Raw genomic sequence first — 24,749 nt, forward strand, 5'->3', positions numbered from 1 at the left:
TATTTATTTTAATTCAATAGGATCCTTGAGGGCAATTAGTGTACGATTTTGCTCCAATCGAACAGATACAGGACGCTCATAAAAGCGGGATAATGTCTCTTCATTTAAAAGACTGACTGAATGCCCTTGGGCGAATGCTTCCCCGCTCTTTAATAATAGCGTATGCGTAAAACATGGAAGTATTTCCTCTACATGATGAGTTACATAAACCATCGTTGGACATTCTTTCTCTTTTGACAATTGATCGATTGTTTTTAACAACTCTTCTCTTGCAATCAAATCCAAACCGTTGCAGGGCTCATCCAGAATCAATAGCTTTGGTTCCGCCATTAATGCTCTGGCAATCAATACGCGTTGGCGCTCTCCCTGAGATAGAACACCAAATTCAGCATCTTGCAGATGGTCACAACGGAGTAATTTCATCCTATTTTGTGCAAGTTCAACATCTGTTCTTTCTACTTCTTCCCATAGCCCAATGGAAGCAAACTTTCCGCTTAGCACCATACCCAGCACACTTTCGAAGGCTTGAAATTGGGCTTCAAGCGAGGAACTGACAAACCCTATTTTTTTTCGCAAATCCGGAATATAGGTATTGCCAAAGACTTCTCCAAACACTTCCACCTCACCTGATATTGGATGAAGGTAGCCGTTTAATAGATTTAATAGCGTCGTTTTGCCAGAACCGTTCAAGCCTAAGATTGCCCAATGTTCTCCCTTCTTCACTTCCCAGTTTATGTTATTCAAAATGTCCTTGCCATTTTTTGCAACCGAAACATTGTGCAGCCTGATCATTCCCAATTTCCCCTTCCCTTATCTATTCAATAACTCTTCCATGTGTTTTTTTGTTTCCGGCCACTCGTCGGAAGTAATACTATACATGACAGTATGTCTCGTTGTTCCATTTTTCCGGATCATGTGATTGCGAAGAATTCCTTCTTTTTTAGCCCCGATCCGTTCGATGGCTTTTTGCGATCGGTGATTTTCATGATCCGTTTTAATCTGCACACGCTGCCAGCCCAAAACTTCAAAACAATACGTTAACAGCAAATATTTGCAATTTGTATTAACCGCCGTTCGCCAATAATTTGGGGTTAACCATGTAAAGCCAATTTCCCCTCTTTTATGAGATTGCTGTATATCCATTAGCTTTGTTGCCCCAATGATTTCATTTGTTTGTTGATCAATGATGACAAATGGCATTTCAGTTCCTGTGTCTTTTAATTTTAAGCAGCTATCAACATATTTCTGTGCATCTTCAAGTGTTTGTATTTCTATTGACATAAAAGTCCAAATATCGTTATGCCTTGCTGCTAAATAGATTTCTTCTACCTGTTCTTTTTCCATCGGTCGTAGTTTGACAAGCTCGTTTTCTAAAGCACCCATACATGACTTCCTTTTCTGTAAATATTTTGACTTTCATTCCTTTTCAAACTATTTCTTTTATTTTAATACTTCTAGATTAAAACTGATAGATAAAATAAAAAGTTGTGTTGAAAGAATACTTTCAACGCAACTTAATATATACCTTCAATAGAGCCGTTTTTGTAAATTGTTTTGCAGTTCTTTTATTGTATCGTCAATTCTTTGGAATCCTTCAATTGCAGGAATTGGTCTGAACGTTACATTTTTTGAATGATCGGCAGCGTTTGCCATCGCCTCAAAAATCAACAAGTATTGAGCCAACTTTTCGTCCTCCAAAATTGGACGTTTGTTCAGCCTTGCGCATTCTTCCAAAAAGAAACCCAGTTCTTCTATGGCATATACAATCGGCCAATAATATTCAATTGCTTTCTTATCTTTCGGAATTTCCCCGCCAGCCGTCTCAAACATTGTTTTTAAATTTCGAAGATTGGTTTCCATCTTATTGAACTCAATATTCTTGCCATAATAAGGGTATATTTCCTGATTCGAAAACAACACATAAAAAACTTGCGCCTGTGAACGGATTGTCTTAGAAATTAAATGCGCGATTCTGCTTGATGCCGATTTACGCCCAACAAACCAAACACCTATTAATCCAATGATAATCCCGATAATTACGTCAATCAATCGGGCGGATGCAAAGTAGACAAAAGTATATTCGCCTCCGGAACCGGCTTCTGCCATAATGAGCGCAGAAGGTGTAAAGAAAAGTGCTGCTAACCCGTAATTTTTCACGATAAATAGTTCTGTTATAAAAGTTAAAAGGAAAACGAGAAGTGCGATTAAATATCCAGTCGGATGAAAAGAAAGAATCACACTTGCAATTAATATACCGAAGATGGTGCCCAAACTTCGCTGAATGGCCCGATGGAATGTGGCAACGATGGTAGCACCCGACATAACGGCAACACATGAAAGCGGCACCCAGAAGGATCGGTTCAATTCAAAGTGGTATGCTATAAGGGCTGCAAGCATCACAAAAAATCCGAAGCGCAGTGAGTTGATTAGAATAATTGAATTTCTATCGAAGGTACTTAGTATAATCCTTTTAGCCGAGCTTTTTTCAATATGAATATGATCATTAAATGTTTGATCCGATTCGCTTAGACAATCTTTTGCTCCATTAATCTCAATAAATAATTTAGCAATTTTCTCGTTCATCTCTTCAGGATGAGGCAAATTTATCAATGCTTCATCATATAAGTCTTTGGAGTCAATAATGCTGGCGATTATTCGCAAAGATTCTCCCATTTCAGCGGGAACTAATTTCTTGCGGTCGGCAAGCTGCTCCACGGCATATAAAAAGATTTTATTTGCATAATTATTCAACAAAAGTAAACGATTAAATACATCATTCTTTCTCCAAGGAATATATCCTGATGCAATCGTTTTACTTGTATCTTTTAATGTTGACATCACTTGGTGCTGAACATCATTTTCTCTCACGGTACCAATCGCATCTAAAAAATCGGCCAATTCTGTATAGGTTCTTTTCACCATTTTTTTTTCTGGTCGATGCGGATTCACCAGCCATCCACTCATTGCCAAAATCCATGAAAATGCTCCACCCAAAAATGCAGTTCCTGCACGGGCGAATGCTTCTTCCGGTGCAACCGGCATTCCTGTTGCCATCGCAAATATCAAGACAAAGAAAACAGCGGATGGTCCAATTAAATTAAAAGCCCCAAAAATGAAAATACCGGTTGCCCCAATGATCCCCATCATAATAGCAGTTATAACGGGATGCGGTGCAAGGACGGTTCCTAAAAATACACAGGCCGTAATACCCAATACACAATACGCTAATTTTTTTGCCAATTGAGCATATGGGATCGGAAAGACATAAAGATATGTAAACCCGCCTAACCCTGCAATCAGACCATATTCCAAACTTCCAAATAACAATCCGATTGCTATGGGGAGTCCTGCGGCAACTCCAGCTAAAAACGCTTTTAACCAGGGAAACGGTTTTTTATTAACGGTTAAAGCCTGTCTTAAAATAGAAGGTGATTTACTTGTTGTTGCGGCCATTTCGTTCTCTCCTTAATTCTTAAAATCCTGTAAATATGGGGCTGAAATACTTCATCGCAGTCTAATCGTAATTATAGATTCCCCTATTTTTGCTTTTTTAAATCCACTATTTGCTAGTGTGGTATAAAACAAAGAAAAATCGCCGGCTTTTGTGTGACAACAAAAACAGAACGATTCCCCATATTGCCAGTATAACAGAAATATTGGCAAACTGCTTACTATTGTATACAAAAATGAAAGAGTCAAAGTTTAAAATTCATGATACGATATAGAAAATGGAGGTTTAATATGAATAACTTGAAGATTTACTACAAGCTGCTTTCTCATAGCGGATGGAAGGTTTATATAGCAGCAACCGATCAAGGCCTTTGTTATTTAGGCACTGAGCATTCCACAATTGAAGAACTAATCACTGCTTGTAAAAAACAATTTCCCGGGAGGGAACTTGAATTTCAGGAAAGTCATGAGCAATTATCTTTCTATGTGCAACAGCTAATCGAATATTTTGAGGGACAAAGGGCAGAATTCACCTTTCAGTTCGATATACATGGCACTGCCTTTCAAATGAAGGTATGGGAAGCTCTTTGTAATATTCCTTTCGGACAATCAAGATGCTACGGGGATATTGCCAACAGTATCGGCAATCCGAAAGCGGTGCGCGCTGTTGGAACCGCAATAGGATCTAACCCTGTTGCCATTGCTATTCCTTGTCACCGAGTATTGGGGAAAAATGGGTCGTTAACTGGTTTTAGCGGTGGATTGGACGTAAAGGAAAAACTGTTAACGCTTGAAAGAATTCCTTATAAACAGTAAACGAGAACTTGTCTTTTGGGACTTGTTCTCGTTTTTAATACTGGTCCCCAAGCAACAAATTGGGACTTTATTATGTTAGTCAATCAATGATATAGCCATTTTCATCCGTCTTTTGAACCGGCATTTCTTGATATTTCGGTTTACGTACAAAACACATGATTGCTGCAATGATCAATAAAATACCAGGCAAAGAGATAATTCCGGATAAAAGCGCGGAAATGATAAATAAAATTCCAGCCAGTTTTGCATTCTTGTTAACTTTAACAATCCCAACTATGGTTAACACAATGGCAATAATTCCTAAAACAACAAATAACCAGCCAATGCCATTAAGGAAAACGAGAAAATCATCATAGAAAATAAGCATTTCCTGCATTTCCGCCTGTGGCACTCCCGAAGCCGAAAACTGGTTTTCAAGTTCAGCTTGCACCAACGGATCTTCAGCCATCATGTTGCCGCCTATAATAAGCAGTATTAAAAAACCAATCGAAAGGACATTTAGTATTGTTGCGATAATACTTAATACTTTTTCACCTGTTCTTTTCATTGTTATGTTGTCTCCTTTTTAATTTTTCGCATAAACTGACACTCACCAATATCACATAAAATATTTATGTTTAATGAGTGCATTTTACAACTTCACTAGAGAATCCAGCCTAGCCAAAATGCTGAAATCCCGCCTACTAAATTCAGGGTAATGTAAAAGAATGCAATCCACCATTGTTTCTTATCTATTAGCTTTACAATATCAAAGGCAAAGGTTGAAAAGGTTGTAAAAGCTCCCAGCATCCCGATCACGAACAAAAAATGCAAAGAACCGGATTCTATCCCTTTTGCACTCGCTGCCCCGATTAAGAAGGATCCTGCTAAATTGACGAAAGCAGTAGCCCAGTGTGACGCTTTCCCTAAATGAATCATCACCTGTTGGGCGATATAACGCAATGCAGCTCCCATTCCTCCACCAACGGCAATCATCATCCATTCCATTTCCGATTCCCTCTATTCCATAAGTAACCCATAAAAGCAGCAGTAAAACAAAGGAAAGTCATGCACACCGCGTATATAATCCCACTCAAAAAGTGTTCTTGCAGTTCCCGGAACCATTGCTGCGTAAAGCTGGAGAATGTCGTAAATGCACCTAGCATTCCTGTTGTAAAAAACAGTTTAAATTTACTTTCTTTCTTTTCAAAATAACCGTTTAAGCTCCCTAAGATAAAGCTGCCGATAATATTGACAATCCAAAGCATAGCCGAGGAGCCCGTATAAAGCTGAATAGCATACCTTAAAACACTGCCAATCATTCCACCTAAAAAAACTTGCATCAAATTTCCCACATCATTCTCTCCTACAATCATACAGACGCTCACTCTTATGCTTTCACGGCAAAACGCCATACATAAATGATATTTTCATCTTAACATACACACTTTTTCCTATCAGCTTTTATACAATCTTGGATTGCTTATATATGCCAATCACCATCGTTGCAGTGACAGCAATAATTACTATGGGCAAAATCCATATTCCCAGGGAATCAATTTTCCCTAAAGAAACCCGGACCATTTTAATCAGTATGAAAGCAAACATGGCAAGACAAATATTTTTGATTGCATTCAGCATTTTTCGGCTGTTCAAATAAAATTGTTTTACATTTGCCTCATTTAACCGGTGAGGATAATTGTGCATATGAGGCGCTTTTTCAAGCAAGCTCAAGAAAATGAATAAAAATAGCCCTATGCACGGCAAAATAATCAATTCCACTTTGGAACCCCATCGATCAACCTCCCCGTCCCAGTTAAAATGAGCAGGGATTCGATCCGGAATATCCGTCCAATGAACGATTAAATAAAGAATCGCTCCGGTAAATATTGCGAGTCCCAGTATATCCATTATTTTTTCAAACTTGGTTTTAGGCAACTTCAGGATGGGACGATACGGCAGTTTTTGCATAAACACACCTCCATTTGACGATGCATTCTTCTCCTTTTTCTACGATTACCATCTCCAAAAGTTTCAAAAACTTACAATCACTCAACATAATATAAAATTGGCTCTTAAAAGCAGGGTCATTTATTTTAATTTAAGGGTATTATTTAGTAAGATATTTTTATCATTGACAGAAATGGAGGTAGGCAACATGGGGATATCCGAAATCTTTGAATTTTTTCATAAACTCGATTCCGAGCTTTACTTGTATATAAATGATTTTGGAATCTATATTTACTTATTGCTGTTTCTCATTGTCTTCGGCAAAACAGGATTTGTCATTTTGACTTTCCTGCCTGGGGATTCCCTTGTGTTTGCCAGCGGAGCAATTGCTGCGGTTGGCGAGTTGAATGTGTTCATTTTATTTATTTTATTTTTTGTGGCTACCTCTTCTGCCGATAGCAATAATTTTTTAATTGGACGAACATTCGCAAAAATCTCTTCCCACAATAATCACTTAACCAAAATAATCCCGGCTTCGACAATTGACAAGGCAAAAGAGTTTCTGTTGAACTATGATAAAGTGGCCATCACATTTTCAAGATTTATTCCATTGATGCGTACCATGACGCCATTTATCGCAGGATTTACAGGCTATTCCTACTCAAATTTTGTCCGTTTCAATGTATTGGGTGCGCTGCTTTGGACTCTAGTTTGGCTAGGCACCGGTTTTGCTTTAGGAAATATTCCATGGGTTGAAGAAAATCTGCTGTTCACCCTGGCTTTGATTACCATCATGATGTTCATTCCAGCCGCATATGGGTTTGTTTCCCGGTTCCACAAAAAAGAATCCGCCGTTGCAAGCAACAGTGAAGTATAGAAAAAGGGGATATCTTATAACCAAGACTCCCCTTTCTACTTATGCATTGACTTGACTTTTTTCTTCTTCCATTAATTTTTGCAAATATGCTATGATTTCTCGTATTCCATCCAGGGAATTCACCAGAATTTTTGGATCAACACACGCAATCATTCGGTCTTCGATATTTGCCACGGCTGTAAAATAGCGCGTTTTCGAATAATTTACAAGGCCGACCTGTTTAATATCGCTTTCCGAAAAGTTCAGGATTTCTTTTGCCTCGCTCACAACCAATCCATAATTGACAACATCCGTATTCAGTACAATAATACGGGCAGCTTCTCCTTGAGTAGGACGATTGTATAAAATCCGGTTAAAATCGATTACCGGAATCAGTTCCCCGCGTACTTTCGTAAAACCCACCAGATAGTTTGGAAGGTGCGGAATTGGTGTAATATGGCTTAATTTTTCAATCGAGACCACTTGCTCGACGGATAATGCATACTCTTCCGTTCCACAACCAAATATTACTGATTTTTCAAATTCCACTTCTCTCACCTCTCATCCACTACTTTGCAGAACATTTTACGATTTCTACCAATAAATCTGCCAATTTCTCCAATTCTTCAATTGGCATCCGTTCATTTGTTGTATGAATTTCCTCATATCCAACAGAAAGATTCACCGTTGGAATGCCAAAGCCTGCAATGATATTCGCATCGCTGCCCCCGCCGGAAATGCCAAGCTGCGCTTGACGTCCAATGTTTTGAACAGCTTGCATCGCAACTTGAACTACACGGTCAGACTCGGTTACAGAAAAACCAGGGTACATCAGTTTTACGTCAACTTCTGCACTTCCCCCAAGATTTTGGCTAACTTTTTCAAAAGTTTCTTTCATGTGGTTGACTTGTGCATCTAATTTTTCTTTTTGAATCGAACGTGCTTCTGCCAGGATATAGACTTCATCACAAACAATATTTGTTGCCTTGCCGCCTTCAAAACGCCCAATATTAGCCGTCGTTTCTTCGTCAATGCGGCCGAGACTCATTTTGGCAATTGCTTTAGCTGCCAAAGTAATGGCCGAAATACCCTTTTCCGGTGCAACCCCTGCATGAGCTGTTTTACCAAAAATCTTCGTTTCGATTTTGGCCTGGTATGGTGCTGCCGTTACAATTCCGCCAACTTTACCGTCACTATCGACAGCAAAACCGAATTTTGCCTGGATAAGAGAAGGATCCAGTTCTTTAGCTCCCACCAATCCACTTTCTTCACCTGCAGTGATGATAAACTGGATTGTTCCATGTTCAATATTTTCCTCTTTTAAACGACGCGCCATTTCAAATAATGCGGCCATTCCGGCTTTATCATCCGCTCCAAGGATAGTCGTACCATCAGAGTAAATATAGCCGTCTTCGCGTATTTCCGGTTTAATTCCAATACCCGGTACGACCGTATCCATATGGACCGTGAAGTAAATCGGATCTGCATCAACCGAACCTTTTAGCGTAGCAATAATATTGCCAGCTCCATGGCCATTTCGTGTATGGGCATCATCCTGAATTACATCGAAGCCCATCTCTTCCAGTTTTGTAATAAGAATTGGCGCAATGCCTTCTTCGTGTTTTGTTTCGGAATCAATTTGCACCAATTCCAGAAATTCATTTACCAATCGGCTGTTCATTTAAAAAACTCCCTTTTCACAATCTACCTATATTTTACGCTTTGCAGAATTTGAATACAACTATACTCCATCTTGTAAATGGGAAATGATGATTATCTTTCCTAATCTATTATCTATCAAATTCTCACCATATTTTTCAAAGAATTGAGAATCTAAAAAAAGTTGCCCCTATATGGGACAACTTTTTAAGTCTACGAATCTTTAATTAAAGTGGAATGTTTCCATGTTTTTTTGCTGGGCGCGTTTCTTCTTTGGTTGCCAGCATATCTAGTGCTTGAATCAGTTTAATCCGTGTATCGCGTGGATCAATGACGTCATCCACCATTCCGCGCGAAGCAGCAACATACGGGTTTGCAAACTTCTCTTTATATTCTTCTATTTTTGCCGCTCTCGTGCTGTCAGGGTCAGCAGACTTTGCAATTTCATTCGCAAATATTATATTTGCGGCACCCGCAGCTCCCATAACCGCAATTTCCGCATTTGGCCAAGCGAATACCAAGTCCGCACCGATTGCTTTGGAGTTTAACGCAACATATGCCCCGCCGTACGCTTTGCGTAAAATAACCGTAATTTTCGGCACCGTTGCTTCTGAATAGGCATATAAAATTTTGGCTCCATGGCGAATAATTCCCCCATGCTCCTGTTTGACACCAGGGAAGAATCCGGAAACGTCCTCGAATGTAATGATTGGTACATTGAAAGCATCGCATGTTCGGATAAAGCGTGACGCTTTATCTGACGAGTCAATATCCAGCCCGCCTGCCAACGCTTTTGGCTGGTTGCATACCAATCCAACTGATTCGCCTGCAATCCTTGCAAAACCAACAACAATATTTTTAGCAAATTCCGCTTGCACTTCCATAAAGGATCCTTCATCCACTACTTGTTCGACTACTTTGCGAACATCGTATGGCTTTGTCGCTTCGATTGGCACGACATCAATCATATCCGGCCGATCGTCATCCCCATCTGGCCGTGGCTGACGTGGTGCTTTTTCTTTATGGTTTTGAGGTAAATAGCTTAGCAGTCTGCGAATTTGTTCGATAGATTCTTCTTCGGAAGGTGCGCGGAAATGGGCATTTCCACTGATCGAGTTATGTACTTTCGATCCGCCCAGGTCTTCGGAAGAAATCTTTTCCCCCGTAACAGTTTCAATTACTTTTGGTCCCGTTATGAACATTTGGGAGGTCTTGTCCACCATCAAAATAAAGTCGGTAATCGCCGGAGAATATACCGCACCTCCCGCGCAAGGTCCCATAATGACTGAAATTTGGGGAATGACTCCTGAATAAATGGAGTTGCGGTAGAAAATATGGCCATATCCATCGAGTGATAGAACTCCCTCTTGAATGCGGGCACCACCAGAATCATTGATGCCGATAAATGGCGTCCCGTTTTTTGCCGCTAAATCCATCACTGCCGCAATTTTTTTGGCATGCATTTCACCAAGCGCGCCACCAAACACTGTAAAGTCCTGTGCAAACAAGTATACATTGCGGCCATTGACTTTGCCGAAACCTGTAACCACACCATCGCCAGGACCTTCCAGGGAATGCATACCAAAATCGGTCGTTCTATGAGTGATAAAAGGATTGATTTCTACAAATGTTCCTTCATCCAGTAAAAGATCAATACGTTCGCGAGCTGTCAGTTTTCCCTTTTCGTGCTGTTTTTCAATGCGCTCGTATCCCCCGCCAAGCTCAATTTCACGTTTTCGGTCATACAATTCGTTTATTTTATCAAACATATCCATCTTATTCGTCCCCTTTGTTCACTTTTTCACATAGTTCGTATAAAACCCCAAAAGAATCCTTTGGATGCAGAAAAGCAACTTCCGCCCCGCCTGCACCAGGCTTAGGCTCTTCCGAAAGAATGCGGATTCCCTTTTCGCGCAACTCTTGCATTCTCTCTCGAATACCCGTTACGCCAAAAGCAATGTGTTGAATCCCTTCCCCTCGTTTTTCAATATGTTGATAGATAGCGCTTTCTTCGCTTGTTGGTTCCAGCAGCTCCAACTTGACATTTCCCGCATCGATGAAGGCCACCCGTACATGCTGCGATGGAACTTCCTCAATTTTCAGCAATTGCAGTCCAAGCGTTTCAGTATAGTATGTAATGCGTTCATCAATACTTTTAACGGCAATGCCAATATGATCTACTCTATTCATTACAACACCCCTATGTTTTAGTGCAACCATTCCCGCGAATTCGAAAACAATTCACGCCGTACTTGAGTTATTTTTCAAATTTGATTAAACTAGGATTTAAGAAAAAAAGGAGCGAACGAAAAGATGAGTAATAAAAAATTCCAGAAAATCGTTGTATATAGCATGATTGCCATCATGGTCATTTCAACTTTAGCATTCGGTCTATCATTCTTCTAGACTTTTAAAATTGCGATTACGTAGCATCTGTAATCGCCTTCTTTTTCCCCTTTTTCTTTATTCCCCTGAAAGATTGCTTAATAATCAAATATTCATCCATTTCTTCGATAAACTGATACAGCGATGCCATGGCTACAAACTTATCGTGTGTTTCCGGCAAAGGCATTTTTGCAAACTCTTCTTTTACAATTTCAAGCTTATCCCGGAATGTTCTTGCCGTATTGCCTGAATGTACATGTTCAGCCAAATCTTCCATAAAATCCGCCACCAATTCCGCCTGCTCTACCATAACAGGGAGCGTGGTAATCTTGGGTAAAACGCGCTCAATAATTTCCAGCTGCTTTTCACGCATATCAAAATATAAGTAATATTCATTTTCCTTGCGGGTTAAGTGATTTTCAACATCTTTGAAGGCCAATGACTTTGCTTTATTCAACAAATTGGCGGCTTCAATGATTTCCTTTCCGTCCCAGGAGGTATCTCCATTTCTCAAATATTTCACGATTTCGGAAAAGATGGAACGGTAGATTTCTTCCAACTGATCAATCGAGCGGTCCAGCTCTTTCTGGAAGTCACCCATATACATATTTACTGCAAGGGCCGTACCAAAGCCAATAGCCATAAGGGCCAATTCATTTAAAAGCAGTTCGGCTGTAAAATTCGCTTCTGCATATAAATGCATAATAATAACCACACTCGAAATAAACCCTGCAATCACATTCAAAGAAACAAGTGTTGGAATAAACAATAAAAGCATGATGCCAAGAACGATTGGGTAGTATCCCAGGTTTTCAAAAAATAGAAAAACAAATGCCATCCCTACCAAACTTGCTACAATTCTTGTATAGACTGCATGCACAGATTTTCTTTTTGTGGGTTGGATGCAAAGAATGGTCAAAATGGCCGCAGAAGCGGCAAACTGCAAATTAAAGTAACTGGCGAGTGCAATGGCAATGGTTGCACCAACTGCCGTTTTGAATGTTCGATAGCCGATTTTATACTTTTTAATATCGACTTCCTCCTTAACCCGTCGTTACTTTTGTAAGAAAATTTCGAAAACAAAAATTAGGAGAAGGGGTTGTCCAGATATGTCGAACTATCCAGGCAACCCACTCTTTCTATTATTGCAACCCTATAAAAACTTGGTTATTAAACTTCTTCACAATATTGTTCAAAGTTTGCTTGAAGATTTGTTACCACCGACATTGGGTCATGTCCTTCTATTTCATGGCGGCCAATGTCTGCCACGACTTTACCGTCTTTCAATAAGACGAAAGAAGGTGAGGATGGAATGTGGTCTTCGCCAAATAAGTGACGTGCTGTTGCAGTCGCTTCTTTATCTTGGCCGGCAAACACCGTAACCAAGTGATCTGGACGCTTATCATAATGAATAGCGTTAGCAGCTGCTGGCCGTGCAATCCCGCCCGCGCATCCGCATACAGAGTTCACCATAACAAGTGTTGTACCAGAACGCTCAAATGCTTGCTCTACTTCTTCCGGTGTACGCAGTTGTTCATAGCCTGCACCTTCTATTTCTGCACGCGCTGTGCGCTTAATTTCTTCCATAAATAAATCATAATCCATATTCATAAATTATCGCTCCTTTCATCAATTCATTTTATCACAAACCGCTTTTAATGAAGCATAAACTTGCTTTTATTTGAATAACTTCCTAACCCCTTGCGTAACGGTCATTTCTCCTTGCAAAATCGCTTCTTCCAGCGTTTTTACCTGGACTTTTCGTTCCGCATTCTGGAAAAAAGAATCGATGAGATGATCACGAATCATTAAATGGAACCATTCTTTGGTTTGTTCCAGACGCCTTGTTTCCCAGTATGAAGAGGTTTTAATCGTCGTTTCAAACTGGCTAATCAATTTCCAAACATCCGATAACCCGTTTTTTTCAATCGAAGAAACAGGCAAAGCCTTCGTCATCCATCCTGGCGTTGCTGGTTGCAGGAAATGGAGAATTTGCATATATTCGCGAACCGTTCTCTTCGCTTTTTGCATATTTTCTCCATCACTTTTATGCACAATAACGCAGTCCGCCAGTTCCATAATCCCTTTTTTCATTCCTTGCAGCTCATCACCGGCGCCCGTTAAAACCAATAATAAGAAAAAGTCCACCATTCCGCGCACATACGTTTCACTTTGTCCGACACCGACCGTTTCAATCAAAATCACGTCATACCCTGCCGCTTCACAAAGCAGCATCGTTTCTCTTGATTTCTTATGCACGCCACCTAACGTCCCTGCACTTGGGGAAGGGCGCACGAAAGCGTTATGATTACGGCTAAGTTCTTCCATTCGCGTTTTATCGCCCAAAATGCTTCCTCCCGAAAGAGTGGAGCTTGGGTCAATGGCTAAAACCGCCACTTTTTTTCCTAAATTACAAAGCATCATTCCAAATGCTTCAATAAAAGTGCTCTTGCCCGCCCCGGGTACTCCCGTAATGCCGATTCTTATGCTTTTTCCGGTATAGGGAAGCAGTTCCTGCAAAAGCTTCTGCGCTTGTTCTTTATGTTCATTGTTTGAGCTTTCGATTAAGGTAATCGCCTTGGAGAGTGAAGTACGAAGCCCACTGCGCACTTCCCCTGCCAATTTTGGAATATCGAAATTTTCTTTTTTCTTTTTTTGAAATCGCTTTGGTTGAATGGACATCCCATCATGACCGCCCTTTACTCCTGCCGATACACTTAATGCACTTTTGTCTTTAGTGATTTCATGTTCCTTCATCAGGACGACACTTCCTCGTAGCCTAAACGTTTATAGATTTCTTCGATTATTTTAATTGCCGAAACCGGTATCACTGTACCAGGCCCGAAAATAGCCACCGCCCCGGCATTATATATAAATTCGTAATCTTGGGCTGGAATGACTCCTCCAACGATTACAATAATATCTTCCCGGCCAAGTTTTTGCAGCTCTTCGATCAGTTCAGGCACCAATGTTTTATGGCCTGCTGCAAGGGAAGAAACACCTACACAGTGCACATCATTTTCAACGGCCATTCTTGCAGCTTCTTCAGGCGTCATGAATAAAGGCGAGATATCTACATCAAAACCAAGATCCGCATAGCCCGTTGCCACTACTTTGGCTCCACGGTCGTGGCCATCTTGCCCCATTTTCGCAACGAGAATACGTGGACGGCGCCCTTCGTTTTCCAAAAACTCTTCTGTCATTTGCTTGACTTCCTGAATCAATTCGTCATCAGAGAAGTTGGAAGAATAGACACCGGAAATTGAACGAATAACAGCTTTATGTCTACCTGAAACACTTTCAATCGCATCCGAAATTTCTCCAAGCGATGCACGTGCACGGGCCGCATCAATGGCAACAGCCAGAAGGTTTTCTTCTCCGCTCTGAGCAGCATGAGTCAGGCGTGTAAGATGTTTTTGCACTTCCTCTTCGTTTCGTTCTTCTTTTAATTTGTCCAAACGCTCTATTTGTTTTTGGCGAACGAGTGAATTATCGATATCCAAAATATCGATTGGTTCTTCTGTTTCAAGAAGATATTTGTTGACTCCCACAATGGTCTCTGATTTTGAATCGATTTTTGCTTGGCGTTTTGCGGCGGATTCTTCCACTTTCATTTTTGGGAGACCTGTTTCAATGGCTTTTGCCATGCCGCCGAGCTCTTCAATTTCTTCTATGAGTGCCCATGCTTTTTCGGTAAGCTCCTTTGTTAACTTTTCAACATAGTACGAACCACCCCATGGATCGATCACTTTTGTCATACCCGTTTCTTCTTGCAAAAACAGCTGCGTATTCCGGGCAATACGTGCCGAAAAGTCTGTAGGCAAGGCAATGGCTTCATCCAGTGCATTGGTGTGCAGTGATTGGGTATGTCCCATAGCAGCTGCATTTGCTTCAATCAATGTTCTTGTCACATTATTGAATGGATCTTGTTCGGTTAATGACCATCCCGAAGTTTGTGAATGGGTACGCAATGCGAGCGACTTTGGATTTTTCGGGTTAAATGTGCTCATCATTTGAGCCCAGATTCGACGTGCTGCACGCATCTTGGCAACTTCCATATAATAATTCATCCCGATTGCCCAGAAGAAGGAAAGCCGCGGAGCAAACGAATCGATATCAATGCCGGCTTTTAAGCCTGTTCTGACATATTCAAGTCCATCCGCCAAAGTATACGCCAACTCAATGTCATTGGTTGCGCCGGCTTCTTGTATATGATAGCCGGAAATCGAAATAGAGTTGAACTTCGGCATGAATTTACTTGTATATTCGAAGATATCGGCAATGATTTTCATGGACATCTCGGGTGGATAAATATACGTATTACGTACCATATATTCTTTTAATATATCGTTTTGGATTGTTCCTGCAAGCTGTTCGGGTTTTACCCCTTGTTCTTCTGCCGCGACAATATAAAAAGCCAAAATCGGTAAAACTGCACCGTTCATCGTCATGGATACTGACATTTTATCCAGTGGAATGCCGTCAAACAAAATTTTCATATCTTCAATTGAGTCAATGGCAACGCCGGCTTTCCCTACATCCCCTTTTACGCGGGGATGATCCGAATCGTATCCTCGATGTGTCGCCAAATCAAAAGCAACGGACAGGCCTTTTTGCCCCATCGCCAAATTTCTTCTGTAAAATGCATTGGATTCTTCCGCAGTTGAAAACCCGGCATATTGGCGAACTGTCCATGGCCGCGCTACATACATTGTCGGATAAGGTCCGCGCGTATTCGGTGCCACACCAGGAACATCATTCAAGTGCTTTACATCCTGAAGATCGTCCGATTGATAAAATTCTTTTACTTCAATTCCTTCATTTGTCTCAACATTGTGTTTAGGCTGCAGGTTTTCGTTTACCATTATTTCCTGAATATTAATGCTGCTGAAATTCGGCTTCATTGTTGTACCCCCTTCAAGCTTTCGATTAAGGATGTTAGCTTTTCAATAATATCCTGGCCATTATAGATAAAGCCGTTTAGGCCTTTAGCCAGCCATTCATCTTGTTCGCTCTTGTATTGTCCTGCAACATCCATCAATAAGCTGTCTGGTTTCACTTCTAGCAAAGCTGGAACAATCGATTTTGCATCTTCCTCTTTTGCCGCGATGACCACATACTCGGCATCGGTTTTTGTTACCCATTCTTTCAGTTCTTCAATCGAGTGCATTTCCCCTGATTGACTTGGTACGATGCCGGCAACAGCAAAGAAACCGGAAACAAAATCAGCGCGTGCCTTAAAATCTTTTAATGTTCCAAAGGTCAGGATTTCAACTTTAGGGTTTGCTTTTTTATAACTTATCCTCAAATCCTCGAATGGGACGGCCAATCGTTTAATCTGGGAGAAAAGGTCATTTGTTTCCAGCGGCAATTCATCCACAGGATTGGCATAAATATTGGTGCCAATCATGCTCTGTTTTCTAGTCTTGACATCATGGAGACGGCGTTCATTAACTTCCTGAAGTGCAGTTTTCAGCTGTCCGGAAGCTGTATAAGCATCGATCCCCCCCGCCTCTTCAATTAGCAAGAATAGATTCCAGGCTTTCTCCACATATTCAGCGGTTAATGTCTCTATAAAGTAGGAGCCGCCGGCAGGATCGAGGACTTTTTCCACAAATGATTCTTCCTTGAGCACCAAAGAAACATTTCGTGCAATACGGATGGATTGATCGGTTGGTTTCGATAAGCAATCATGCGGATGCACGGTAATTGCATCTGCCCCTCCGATTAATGCGGCAAATGTCTCATTGCCTGCACGCAACAAGTTAACATAGACATCCAATTTCGAATAACTTCTCAGAGACGTTTCCGCTATCACCGGAATTGCCACAGGCGCGTCAATGCCATATGCGCTTGTAAACGCTTTCCAAAGCACTTTAAACGCTCTTAATTTGGCAATTTCCGAAAAGAATTGCGTATCGATTGCAAAATGTACAAAAAATTTATTGATAAACGTTTCAAAGTTTTCTTCATGTTCAGCATGTTTTGAAGCCAACGCCAATGACAGCGCCAACTCTTGGATCGCATCGGCGTCTTCATAATGGTATGGTACCGTATTGGCCGAGAGGGTTCTAACGTGATTAAAAGCATCTAAAATGATAGGCTCTTTGGAAACAATATAGCCGGTTATCTCTTGATCCGATATATGGTCAAACACTTTCAAGACCGGATCATTTGAACTCTCAGTAAATAATTTAAAAGGATAGGCGGTTAAATACTTTGCCAGAATCGTCAAATTTTCGTCATCCCATTTAAAGGGCACACGACTATCAATTGTTATGATTTGATTCCCCTTATCCATACTCGCTTGCAAATTAGTGAAAAACTGAGCTGGCGTATCGCCATATATTTGCTGTGCTACTTTAATTCCTTCTGCTGCTTTTGACGAACGGATAGTTGCAATCTGCTTGTCCAGCTGTCCATCCAACTTATTCAAAAGCATGTCTTTCGTATAGAGCGGCTCCAGTATGACGTTTTCCATCGTTTTAGTAAACAAAGTCTGGAATGGCTGTCCTTTCAACGCTTTGACCGCCTGTTCTTTCCATTCATCATAACTTACTGCCGGGAATTGAATATCCTTCATTTGAAATGCCATATTCTCGCTTTACAGCTGCCCCCTTACATTTTGAATTAAAGAATTGTTGCTTTGACTTTCCCTGATTACTTCTATTCTACAATAGAAAAGTTTACCAATAAAGTATTTTTAGAAAATTTCGCAAAATGCCAACATTTGAAGCTCGGCTAAATACAAAAAATACTGAATATTTTATTAAAAATTAAATATAAGCTTGAGTAACAATTCTGATGTGGGTATAGTTGAGATTTAATCGGGGGTTTTTGTTGAAGTGGATTGTATTAGATGCATTCTAATGGAGGGTCTCGGCTTGAACGGGAGTCAAACACAACATTAGATGCATTCTAATCGAGTATTTCAGCTCAAGCGGATATAGGATATTGTTTTAGAAGTATTCTGAAGTGGGTTTTGCATTAATGGCCGTAAATTTTCTTTACTTTACTTCCATAATGCATTTTCTCAAAAATAGAAAATCCAGATTTGAGTTCATTCAAATCTGGATTTCCCTTTAATTGAAGCCAATTAGGTTCCGCCACTTCTATTTAATAGATGGACATCGTTTCAGCATCAACATTTTCAAGTATATTTTTCACTCGATTAAGAAACTTCCCGCAAACTAATCCATCCAAGATTCGATGGTCGAGCGATAAACATAAATTGACCATGTCCCGTGCAGCAAACATGTTCCCTTCCATAATGACGGGTCTTTTCACAATGGATTCAACTTGTATGATGGCTGCTTGTGGGTAATTGATAATCCCCATGGACTGGACAGACCCGAATGATCCGGTGTTGTTGACCGTAAAGGTTCCGCCCTGTGTGTCTTCCGGGCGTAATTTCCCGCTGCGGACGCGGACGGACAATTCATGGATTTCTTTCGCAATTCCTTTTATTGATTTTTCATCCGCATGTTTAATGACCGGAACAAAAAGAGCATCCTCTGTTGCCACAGCGATGGATATATTAATATCTTTCTTTTGGATGATTTTATCTTCGGCCCAGACGGAATTCATCATTGGATATTCTTTTAAAGCGCGTGCAATCGCTTTTATAAAGAATGCAAAATAAGTTAAATTAAAGCCCTCTTTTGCTTTAAAATCAGTTTTTAAATCATCCCGGTAGCGAACCATATTTGTGACATCCACTTCCATCATCATCCAGGCATGCGGCACTTCCTGCTTGCTGCGCACCATATTCTTAGCGATGGCCCGACGAACGGAAGTGACCGGAATTTCTATATCCCCAGTTGTGCTTTCAACAGCTGGTTTGCCAACATTATACTGCTGGGGTTGACTTTCCGCTTGCTGCGGTTTTTTCATTTCTTGTTCTTGTTTCGTTGCTCGTGGCAAAGTGCCGCTATCGATTAGCTTTTGTACATCTTTTCGCGTGATGCGACCTTCCAGTCCGGAACCTTGAACCATTTCGAGGTCAATATTATGTTCCTGTGCCAATCGCATAACAGCCGGAGAATAGCGTTTTTTTAATGACGGTGTTTCAGTGCTTGCTTCTACCTTCGATTGTTCTTTTGGATTGGCAGCATTTCCATTAGTTGAAGAGGCAGTATGAACAGAGGAGTTTGATTTGTCTTCTTGAACAATTTCAACAGAGCAAACGACCGCGCCTACAGGCAGTGTTTCGCCTTCTTTTGCCAGTAATTCTTTTATTGTTCCTGTAAAGGATGAGGGAATTTCTGCATTTACTTTATCCGTTATTACTTCCGCTATGGGATCATATTTTCTTACGATATCCCCCGGTTGGACCAGCCATCTTTCGATTGTCCCTTCTGTTACACTTTCACCGAGCTGCGGCATTAAAATATTTTCAATCGACATCTAACATCCCCCTTACTAGAACGCAGCTAAGCTTCGCATTTCCCGTTCTATTTTTTCAGGATTAATCATGAAGTATTTCTCCATTGTATGGGCATATGGCATGGCGGGAATATCCGGGCCAGCCAGGCGCTTAATTGGCGCATCCAAGTCAAACAAGCAGTGTTCCGCAATGATGGCAGCCACTTCGCTTATTATGCTTCCTTCTTTATTATCTTCCGTTATTAACAACACTTTTCCTGTCTTGCTTGCTGCTTCGATAATTGCTTCTTGATCCAGCGGATAGATGGTGCGCAAATCGAGTATATGTGCTTCAATTCCGTCATCGGCTAGTCGCTCGGCCGCTTGCAATGCAAAATTGACGGCCAATCCATAGGTGATTACGGTGATATCTTCCCCTTGACGCTTCACTTCCGCTTTTCCGATTGGTACGATATAATCATCCGCCGGCACTTCCCCTTTCAAGAGTCGGTAAGCCCTTTTATGTTCAAAGAATAGTACCGGATCTTCATCGCGAATAGCTGCTTTCAACAATCCCTTTGCATCATACGGTGAGGAAGGAATCACGATTTTCAACCCAGGGGTTCCTGCGAATAATGCTTCAACTGATTGTGAGTGGTAGAGCGCTCCATGAACGCCGCCTCCAAATGGTGCTCGAACAACGAGCGGACAATTCCAGTCATTATTTGATCGATAGCGAATTTTCGCTGCTTCCGAAACGATTTGGTTAACGGCGGGCATGATAAAATCCGCAAATTGCATCTCCGCAATCGGGCGCATTCCAACCATTGCCGCCCCAATCGCAACGCCGGCAATGGCGCTTTCTGCCAAAGGCGTATCCAATACGCGGTATTCGCCGAATTGATCGTAAAGACCGGATGTGGCTTTAAAAACACCGCCTTTTTTACCAACATCTTCTCCCAATATAAATACGCGCTCATCGCGTTCCATTTCTTCTTTCATTGCCAATAAAATCGCTTCAATATATGACATGACCGCCATTATCTTTCATCTCCTTCGTCGTAAACATATTTCAACGCATGCTCAGGAGGTGCGTATGGCGCATTTTCGGCATAATCGGTTGCTTCATTGACAATTTCCATAATTTCTTCATTCAATTTTGCCAATTCTTCTTCCGTTGCTACATTTTGCTCTTTTATATAACTTTCAAATAATGTTATGGGGTCGTTCGCGCGACCTTCCGCTATGTCTTCTGCAGTCCGGTATTGGCGATCGTCATCATCCGAAGAGTGCGCTGTTAGGCGATACGTAAGCGTTTCGATTAAACTTGGCCCTTCTCCCCTTCTTGCGCGATCGGCTGCTTCTTTTACAACACGATAGACTTCCAGCGGATTTTGCCCATCGACTGTGACTCCAGGCATACCATAGCCGATTGCACGATCGGATATTTTTGCACATCCCAATTGTTTTTCGACAGGAACGGAAATCGCATATTGATTATTTTCAACCATAATAATTACCGGGAGTTTATGCACTCCTGCAAAGTTTGCTCCTTCATGAAAGTCTCCCTGGTTTGTGGAGCCTTCCCCTAATGTGACAAACGCCAGGTAATCTTCATTGCGCATTTTGCCTGCAAGTGCCACTCCTACCGCATGAGGAATCTGTGTTGCGACTGGTGAAGAACCTGTAAGAATGCGATTTTTCTTTTGGCCAAAATGGCCAGGCATTTGGCGCCCACCTGAGTTTGGATCTTCTGCTTTCGCAAATGCAGATAACAATAAGTCTTTTGCTGTCATGCCAAAATGCAGCACCACACCCATATCGCGATAATAAGGTGCAATATAATCCTTTGTACGATCCAGTGCAAAAGCTGCCCCTACTTGTGCCGCTTCCTGGCCTTGGCACGAGACGACAAAAGGAATTTTGCCTGCACGGTTCAGCAGCCACATTCTTTCATCCAGTCTTCTTGCAGTCAACATCGTTTGATACATTTGCATCACATCTTCATTGGATAGACCTAATTGAGTGTGATGAATTTTTGCCTCTCCCATATTTTAAACATCCCTTCCCAGATAAACTGGAATTCTTTCTCTTTTCTCTCTTCTATTTTAAAATAAAAATTAAATTTCTACCAAACAGGGCTCTAAAAATGGATGGCTCTCCCATCCACCGCCAAGGCTGCTTCACCGATTGCTTCGCTCAGTGAAGGATGTGGGTGGATTGTCTCCCCTATTTCCCACGGCGTCGCATCCAAAAGCATTGCCAACGAAGCTTCGGAAATTAAATCTGTTACATGCGTTCCAATCATATGCACACCGATCAGATCATTTGTTTCTTTATCGGCAATCATCTTTACAAAACCTTCCGCATAGCCATGAACGAGGGCCTTTCCTATTCCCTTGAATGGAAACTTGCCTACTTTAACGTTAAGGCCTTCTTTAACAGCCTGTTCTTCCGTCAAGCCAATACTTGCCGCTTCCGGGTAGCTGTAGATGCAGCGCGCTACATTTGTATAGTGAATAGGATGTATGTTGCCATGAACGATATGTTCAACCGCCAACTTGCCTTCATGTGCAGCGATATGGGCAAGCTGCATGCCACCAATCACATCGCCAATGGCATAAATGTGTTTTTCCTTTGTTTGAAATACATCGTTGACTTTAATAAAATTCTCATCAAATTCGATTTCTGTATTTTCCAGGCCAATTCCTTGTATATTTCCAACTCTCCCCACAGCCAATAATAATTTTTCTGCTGTAAAGGTTTGCATTTTGCCTTCCACATTTACGGAAATGGTAAGCTGTTCTGAGCAATCGATGGATTCTGTTATAATTTCGGCGTTTTTAAAGATTTTAATGCCGCGTTTTACAAGCTGCTTTTCCATATCATTTGAAATATCAACATCTTCCGTTGGCAGAATGCGGCTATTATATTCCAATACGGTTACATCCACCCCAAAATCATTGAGCATGGATGCCCACTCGATCCCTATGACACCGCCACCTACAATGATCATTGAGGAAGGGAGAGATTCGAGTTCCAATGCGTGATCGGAAGATAATATCTTTTGACCATCAACTAAAATCCCGTCTATAGTGCGAGGCTTGGAACCAGTGGCAAGTATGATGTTTTTGGGCAACAGCATTTCATTTTCGCCATTTTCCATTTCTACTGAGATTGTTCCGGGGATTGGGGAAAAAATAGAAGGACCTAAAATTCTTCCGATTCCATGATAAATATCGATTTTTCCTTTTTTCATTAGTGATTTGATGCCAGAATGAAGTTGATCGACGATTGCTTGTTTCCGTTGCTGGACCAGCTTGAAATTCAGTTCCGCTTTGGAAATTTCGACCCCATATTCCAGCGCATTGATGGATTGTCTGTAAACTTCCGCGCTTCGTAATAAGGCTTTGCTTGGGATGCACCCTTTATGTAAACATGTGCCACCAAGTTGCCCCTTCTCAACGATGGCGGTTTTAAGTCCAAGTTGAGCGGCTCTAATTGCAGCTACATAACCCCCTGTGCCACCTCCAACGATGACTAAATCATATTCCTGAGCCAAATATTTCCCTCCTAACAAATTGGGAAGCAAAGTTATACTTTACTCCCCCCAAACATCGATATAATCCCGATTTATCTGCCGTTTAAGATGTTTTTGCCATTCTTCAAAAATTGGGAACGCGATTTAGAGACGCGCTCAATGCGCTCTTCGGCCAGACGATTCGCGGCCAAGTAAGTCGGAATTCCATCTCGTTTCGATATTTCGAAAATTTTCAAGATGCTGTCGTAGATCGCTTCCACACGTTTCATGGCACGTTCTCGATTATAGCCATATAATTCATCGGCCACATTGATGACTCCGCCTGCATTTATCACATAATCAGGAGCATAAATAATGCCCATTTCATGGATCATATCTCCATGTCTTGATTCTTTTAACTGATTATTAGCCGACCCGGCAATCACCTTAGCTTTCAGCTCGGGAATTGTTTCATCATTAATAATCGCGCCCAAAGCACATGGGGAGAAAATATCTACATCCTGGCGATAAATCTCATCGGGTGCGACTGGCTTTGCGCTAAAATCATTTACAACGCGTTCCACGGCTTTCGGATTAATATCCGTAACAACCAATTCAGCGCCATCTTTATATAAATAGTCACATAAGGTATAAGCGACATTCCCCAATCCTTGCACAGCAATCTTGCGTCCTTTCAAGCTTTCCGTTCCAAACGCTTCTTTTACTGCCGCTTTCATGCCAAGATATACCCCATATGCAGTTACTGGGGAAGGATTTCCCGACGAACCGAATGTTGGTGAAATCCCCGTTACATAATCTGTTTCTTCGTGGATAATGTCCATGTCGGAAACTGTTGTTCCTACGTCTTCAGCTGTAATATACCGACCGTTCAACCCTTGGATAAAACGTCCCAGTGCACGGAACATTTCTTCATTTTTATCTTTGAATGGATCCCCTATAATCACGGTTTTTCCGCCTCCAAGATTGAGACCAGCCGCTGCATTTTTATAAGTCATGCCGCGCGCTAAACGAAGCGCATCTTCTATCGCTTGCTCCTCGGTTGCATAGGTCCACATTCTGGCTCCACCCAATGCTGGGCCTAATGTGGTATCATGAATAGCAATAATCGCTTTCAAACCAGAAGTTTTGTCTTGGCAGAATACGACTTGTTCATAATCATATTTTTCAAGGTACTTGAATATCTCCATACAATTCCCTCCAAAAAGTAAGCGTTTTCTTTCTCGTATTTGCGTTAATTTCTTCCAAAAAACCATTATATTCTAAATAACGGTTTTTCTATCTACTTTTACCTTACTTTTAAATATGGAATTAGGCAACTATTAATGTCAAAATCGTTTTATTCAAGAATATTTAGATTATTTTAATTATTCCATTATTTTATGTAATACTTTCGAGTTTCTTGACTTTTAAAGGGGCAATTGTAAAATAAAAGGAGTAAAGAGGTGTAAAAACTTATGCAAAGAATGCTCGCATTCATCGTTATGTTAATTCCTGCATTAATGGCTGGAGCAGGAATCAAGTTTATGAGAGATACATTATTCGGAAAATTGATTTCTCCATTCCCTTGGATTTGGCTGCAGTTTGTAATAGGGATTATCTTCCTTGTCGTTGGGCTTGGCTTTTTTGCCGGCTTCATATTACATAGAGATCGAAAAAATGGAAAAATACCTCCAAAGATGCCAAAAGGAAAAACGGAAATCAATTAGCAAATTGAAGCGCTTAACAATGCGGTTATTAGAACATGGATTC

General features: G+C 41.1%; 25 protein-coding genes. 4 read left to right on the plus strand and 21 right to left on the minus strand.

What is annotated here, in order from left to right; genetic code table 11:
* Positions 1 to 3 precede the first annotated feature (3 nt).
* The 3 genes from D1B33_RS05910 to D1B33_RS05920 form a co-directional block, all read right to left on the minus strand.
* On the minus strand, positions 4 to 792 hold the full coding sequence (locus D1B33_RS05910) for an ABC transporter ATP-binding protein (protein ID WP_118875448.1): 789 nt from the start codon (positions 790 to 792) through the stop codon (positions 4 to 6).
* An 18-nt stretch (positions 793 to 810) separates the two neighbouring features.
* Positions 811 to 1,383: a GNAT family N-acetyltransferase gene (locus D1B33_RS05915; protein WP_118875449.1), complete on the minus strand. Its 573-nt coding sequence runs from the start codon at positions 1,381 to 1,383 to the stop codon at positions 811 to 813.
* A gap of 144 nt (positions 1,384 to 1,527) precedes the next feature.
* A complete protein-coding gene (locus D1B33_RS05920) occupies positions 1,528 to 3,453 on the minus strand; it encodes an FUSC family protein (RefSeq protein ID WP_118875450.1) in 1,926 nt (641 codons plus the stop codon).
* Positions 3,454 to 3,741: 288 nt separating this feature from the next.
* On the opposite strand from D1B33_RS05920, the gene D1B33_RS05925 reads away from it, so the two are divergent.
* Positions 3,742 to 4,266 (plus strand): methylated-DNA--[protein]-cysteine S-methyltransferase, encoded by a 525-nt coding sequence (locus D1B33_RS05925; RefSeq protein ID WP_118875451.1) that lies wholly within the window; start codon positions 3,742 to 3,744, stop codon positions 4,264 to 4,266.
* Between the two features lie 79 nt (positions 4,267 to 4,345).
* Here D1B33_RS05925 and D1B33_RS05930 read toward each other — a convergent pair whose 3' ends face one another.
* From D1B33_RS05930 to D1B33_RS05945, 4 genes are all read right to left on the minus strand, one after another.
* Positions 4,346 to 4,813 (minus strand): DUF4064 domain-containing protein, encoded by a 468-nt coding sequence (locus D1B33_RS05930; protein WP_118875452.1) that lies wholly within the window; start codon positions 4,811 to 4,813, stop codon positions 4,346 to 4,348.
* Between the two features lie 95 nt (positions 4,814 to 4,908).
* A complete protein-coding gene (locus tag D1B33_RS05935) occupies positions 4,909 to 5,253 on the minus strand; it encodes a fluoride efflux transporter FluC (protein ID WP_118875453.1) in 345 nt (114 codons plus the stop codon).
* Positions 5,241 to 5,600, minus strand: coding sequence for a fluoride efflux transporter FluC (locus D1B33_RS05940; protein ID WP_158582925.1), 360 nt, complete (start codon positions 5,598 to 5,600; stop codon positions 5,241 to 5,243). Before D1B33_RS05940 ends, D1B33_RS05935 begins: the two co-directional genes overlap by 13 nt.
* A 109-nt stretch (positions 5,601 to 5,709) precedes the next feature.
* On the minus strand, positions 5,710 to 6,216 hold the full coding sequence (locus tag D1B33_RS05945; protein ID WP_118875455.1) for a DUF1648 domain-containing protein: 507 nt from the start codon (positions 6,214 to 6,216) through the stop codon (positions 5,710 to 5,712).
* Between the two features lie 187 nt (positions 6,217 to 6,403).
* Between D1B33_RS05945 and D1B33_RS05950 the strand changes: the two genes are divergently transcribed.
* Positions 6,404 to 7,072, plus strand: coding sequence for a VTT domain-containing protein (locus D1B33_RS05950; protein ID WP_118875456.1), 669 nt, complete (start codon positions 6,404 to 6,406; stop codon positions 7,070 to 7,072).
* A 39-nt stretch (positions 7,073 to 7,111) separates the two neighbouring features.
* Here the strand turns inward: D1B33_RS05950 and D1B33_RS05955 are convergent, their stop codons facing one another.
* The 4 genes from D1B33_RS05955 to mce all read right to left on the minus strand — a co-directional run bounded on the left by D1B33_RS05955 (position 7,112) and on the right by mce (position 10,900).
* A complete protein-coding gene (locus D1B33_RS05955) occupies positions 7,112 to 7,600 on the minus strand; it encodes a chemotaxis protein CheW (protein WP_118875457.1) in 489 nt (162 codons plus the stop codon).
* A gap of 19 nt (positions 7,601 to 7,619) precedes the next feature.
* Positions 7,620 to 8,732, minus strand: coding sequence for a M20/M25/M40 family metallo-hydrolase (locus D1B33_RS05960; protein WP_118875458.1), 1,113 nt, complete (start codon positions 8,730 to 8,732; stop codon positions 7,620 to 7,622).
* A gap of 205 nt (positions 8,733 to 8,937) precedes the next feature.
* On the minus strand, positions 8,938 to 10,485 hold the full coding sequence (locus D1B33_RS05965) for an acyl-CoA carboxylase subunit beta (protein WP_118875459.1): 1,548 nt from the start codon (positions 10,483 to 10,485) through the stop codon (positions 8,938 to 8,940).
* Between the two features lies 1 nt (position 10,486).
* Positions 10,487 to 10,900, minus strand: coding sequence for a methylmalonyl-CoA epimerase (mce, locus tag D1B33_RS05970; RefSeq protein ID WP_118875460.1), 414 nt, complete (start codon positions 10,898 to 10,900; stop codon positions 10,487 to 10,489).
* A gap of 123 nt (positions 10,901 to 11,023) precedes the next feature.
* Here mce and prli42 point away from each other — a divergent pair, with 123 nt between their 5' ends.
* Positions 11,024 to 11,116 (plus strand): stressosome-associated protein Prli42, encoded by a 93-nt coding sequence (gene prli42, locus D1B33_RS18410; RefSeq protein ID WP_156967325.1) that lies wholly within the window; start codon positions 11,024 to 11,026, stop codon positions 11,114 to 11,116.
* 16 nt (positions 11,117 to 11,132) lie between these two features.
* On the opposite strand, the gene D1B33_RS05975 is transcribed toward prli42, so the two are convergent.
* The 10 genes from D1B33_RS05975 to D1B33_RS06020 all read right to left on the minus strand — a co-directional run bounded on the left by D1B33_RS05975 (position 11,133) and on the right by D1B33_RS06020 (position 24,187).
* Positions 11,133 to 12,125 carry an aromatic acid exporter family protein gene (locus D1B33_RS05975; protein ID WP_118875461.1) on the minus strand — a complete coding sequence of 331 codons (993 nt, stop codon included), beginning with the start codon at positions 12,123 to 12,125 and terminating at the stop codon, positions 11,133 to 11,135.
* Positions 12,126 to 12,265: 140 nt separating this feature from the next.
* Positions 12,266 to 12,706: a BrxA/BrxB family bacilliredoxin gene (locus tag D1B33_RS05980; protein ID WP_118875462.1), complete on the minus strand. Its 441-nt coding sequence runs from the start codon at positions 12,704 to 12,706 to the stop codon at positions 12,266 to 12,268.
* A gap of 66 nt (positions 12,707 to 12,772) precedes the next feature.
* Positions 12,773 to 13,852 carry a methylmalonyl Co-A mutase-associated GTPase MeaB gene (gene meaB, locus D1B33_RS05985; protein ID WP_118875463.1) on the minus strand — a complete coding sequence of 360 codons (1,080 nt, stop codon included), beginning with the start codon at positions 13,850 to 13,852 and terminating at the stop codon, positions 12,773 to 12,775.
* Positions 13,852 to 15,999 (minus strand): methylmalonyl-CoA mutase, encoded by a 2,148-nt coding sequence (gene scpA / locus D1B33_RS05990; protein ID WP_118875464.1) that lies wholly within the window; start codon positions 15,997 to 15,999, stop codon positions 13,852 to 13,854. Before scpA ends, meaB begins: the two co-directional genes overlap by 1 nt.
* Positions 15,996 to 17,690: a methylmalonyl-CoA mutase family protein gene (locus tag D1B33_RS05995; protein ID WP_118875465.1), complete on the minus strand. Its 1,695-nt coding sequence runs from the start codon at positions 17,688 to 17,690 to the stop codon at positions 15,996 to 15,998. The genes scpA and D1B33_RS05995 overlap by 4 nt, the downstream gene beginning before the upstream one ends.
* A 521-nt stretch (positions 17,691 to 18,211) precedes the next feature.
* Entirely contained in the window at positions 18,212 to 19,501 is a 1,290-nt protein-coding gene (locus D1B33_RS06000; RefSeq protein WP_118875466.1) for a dihydrolipoamide acetyltransferase family protein, read from the minus strand.
* A 15-nt stretch (positions 19,502 to 19,516) separates the two neighbouring features.
* Positions 19,517 to 20,500, minus strand: coding sequence for an alpha-ketoacid dehydrogenase subunit beta (locus tag D1B33_RS06005; protein WP_118875467.1), 984 nt, complete (start codon positions 20,498 to 20,500; stop codon positions 19,517 to 19,519).
* The gene (locus tag D1B33_RS06010; protein WP_118875468.1) at positions 20,500 to 21,510 is read right to left on the minus strand and encodes a thiamine pyrophosphate-dependent dehydrogenase E1 component subunit alpha; all 1,011 of its coding nucleotides are present in this window, start codon (positions 21,508 to 21,510) and stop codon (positions 20,500 to 20,502) included. The genes D1B33_RS06005 and D1B33_RS06010 overlap by 1 nt, the downstream gene beginning before the upstream one ends.
* 92 nt (positions 21,511 to 21,602) lie before the next feature.
* Complete coding sequence (gene lpdA, locus D1B33_RS06015; RefSeq protein ID WP_118875469.1) at positions 21,603 to 23,021, minus strand: dihydrolipoyl dehydrogenase; 1,419 nt, start codon at positions 23,019 to 23,021, stop codon at positions 21,603 to 21,605.
* 71 nt (positions 23,022 to 23,092) lie between these two features.
* Entirely contained in the window at positions 23,093 to 24,187 is a 1,095-nt protein-coding gene (locus D1B33_RS06020; RefSeq protein WP_118875470.1) for a Leu/Phe/Val dehydrogenase, read from the minus strand.
* Positions 24,188 to 24,454: 267 nt separating this feature from the next.
* Here D1B33_RS06020 and D1B33_RS06025 point away from each other — a divergent pair, with 267 nt between their 5' ends.
* The gene (locus tag D1B33_RS06025; protein WP_118875471.1) at positions 24,455 to 24,706 is read left to right on the plus strand and encodes a DUF2627 domain-containing protein; all 252 of its coding nucleotides are present in this window, start codon (positions 24,455 to 24,457) and stop codon (positions 24,704 to 24,706) included.
* Positions 24,707 to 24,749 lie beyond the last annotated feature (43 nt).

The sequence above is a fragment of the Ureibacillus yapensis genome (genome assembly GCF_003515775.1).
In the GTDB taxonomy this organism is placed as follows: domain Bacteria; phylum Bacillota; class Bacilli; order Bacillales_A; family Planococcaceae; genus Ureibacillus; species Ureibacillus yapensis.

Coding starts and splice junctions, on each gene's coding strand:
- D1B33_RS05910 (WP_118875448.1), bottom strand. CDS start 792: ATGATCAGGCTGCACAATGTTTCGGTTGCAAAAAATGGCAAGGACATT.
- D1B33_RS05915 (WP_118875449.1), bottom strand. CDS start 1,383: ATGGGTGCTTTAGAAAACGAGCTTGTCAAACTACGACCGATGGAAAAA.
- D1B33_RS05920 (WP_118875450.1), bottom strand. CDS start 3,453: ATGGCCGCAACAACAAGTAAATCACCTTCTATTTTAAGACAGGCTTTA.
- D1B33_RS05925 (WP_118875451.1), top strand. CDS start 3,742: ATGAATAACTTGAAGATTTACTACAAGCTGCTTTCTCATAGCGGATGG.
- D1B33_RS05930 (WP_118875452.1), bottom strand. CDS start 4,813: ATGAAAAGAACAGGTGAAAAAGTATTAAGTATTATCGCAACAATACTA.
- D1B33_RS05935 (WP_118875453.1), bottom strand. CDS start 5,253: ATGGAATGGATGATGATTGCCGTTGGTGGAGGAATGGGAGCTGCATTG.
- D1B33_RS05945 (WP_118875455.1), bottom strand. CDS start 6,216: ATGCAAAAACTGCCGTATCGTCCCATCCTGAAGTTGCCTAAAACCAAG.
- D1B33_RS05950 (WP_118875456.1), top strand. CDS start 6,404: ATGGGGATATCCGAAATCTTTGAATTTTTTCATAAACTCGATTCCGAG.
- D1B33_RS05960 (WP_118875458.1), bottom strand. CDS start 8,732: ATGAACAGCCGATTGGTAAATGAATTTCTGGAATTGGTGCAAATTGAT.
- D1B33_RS05965 (WP_118875459.1), bottom strand. CDS start 10,485: ATGGATATGTTTGATAAAATAAACGAATTGTATGACCGAAAACGTGAA.
- mce (WP_118875460.1), bottom strand. CDS start 10,900: ATGAATAGAGTAGATCATATTGGCATTGCCGTTAAAAGTATTGATGAA.
- prli42 (WP_156967325.1), top strand. CDS start 11,024: ATGAGTAATAAAAAATTCCAGAAAATCGTTGTATATAGCATGATTGCC.
- D1B33_RS05980 (WP_118875462.1), bottom strand. CDS start 12,706: ATGAATATGGATTATGATTTATTTATGGAAGAAATTAAGCGCACAGCG.
- meaB (WP_118875463.1), bottom strand. CDS start 13,852: ATGAAGGAACATGAAATCACTAAAGACAAAAGTGCATTAAGTGTATCG.
- scpA (WP_118875464.1), bottom strand. CDS start 15,999: ATGAAGCCGAATTTCAGCAGCATTAATATTCAGGAAATAATGGTAAAC.
- D1B33_RS05995 (WP_118875465.1), bottom strand. CDS start 17,690: ATGGCATTTCAAATGAAGGATATTCAATTCCCGGCAGTAAGTTATGAT.
- D1B33_RS06000 (WP_118875466.1), bottom strand. CDS start 19,501: ATGTCGATTGAAAATATTTTAATGCCGCAGCTCGGTGAAAGTGTAACA.
- D1B33_RS06005 (WP_118875467.1), bottom strand. CDS start 20,500: ATGGCGGTCATGTCATATATTGAAGCGATTTTATTGGCAATGAAAGAA.
- D1B33_RS06010 (WP_118875468.1), bottom strand. CDS start 21,510: ATGGGAGAGGCAAAAATTCATCACACTCAATTAGGTCTATCCAATGAA.
- D1B33_RS06020 (WP_118875470.1), bottom strand. CDS start 24,187: ATGGAGATATTCAAGTACCTTGAAAAATATGATTATGAACAAGTCGTA.
- D1B33_RS06025 (WP_118875471.1), top strand. CDS start 24,455: ATGCAAAGAATGCTCGCATTCATCGTTATGTTAATTCCTGCATTAATG.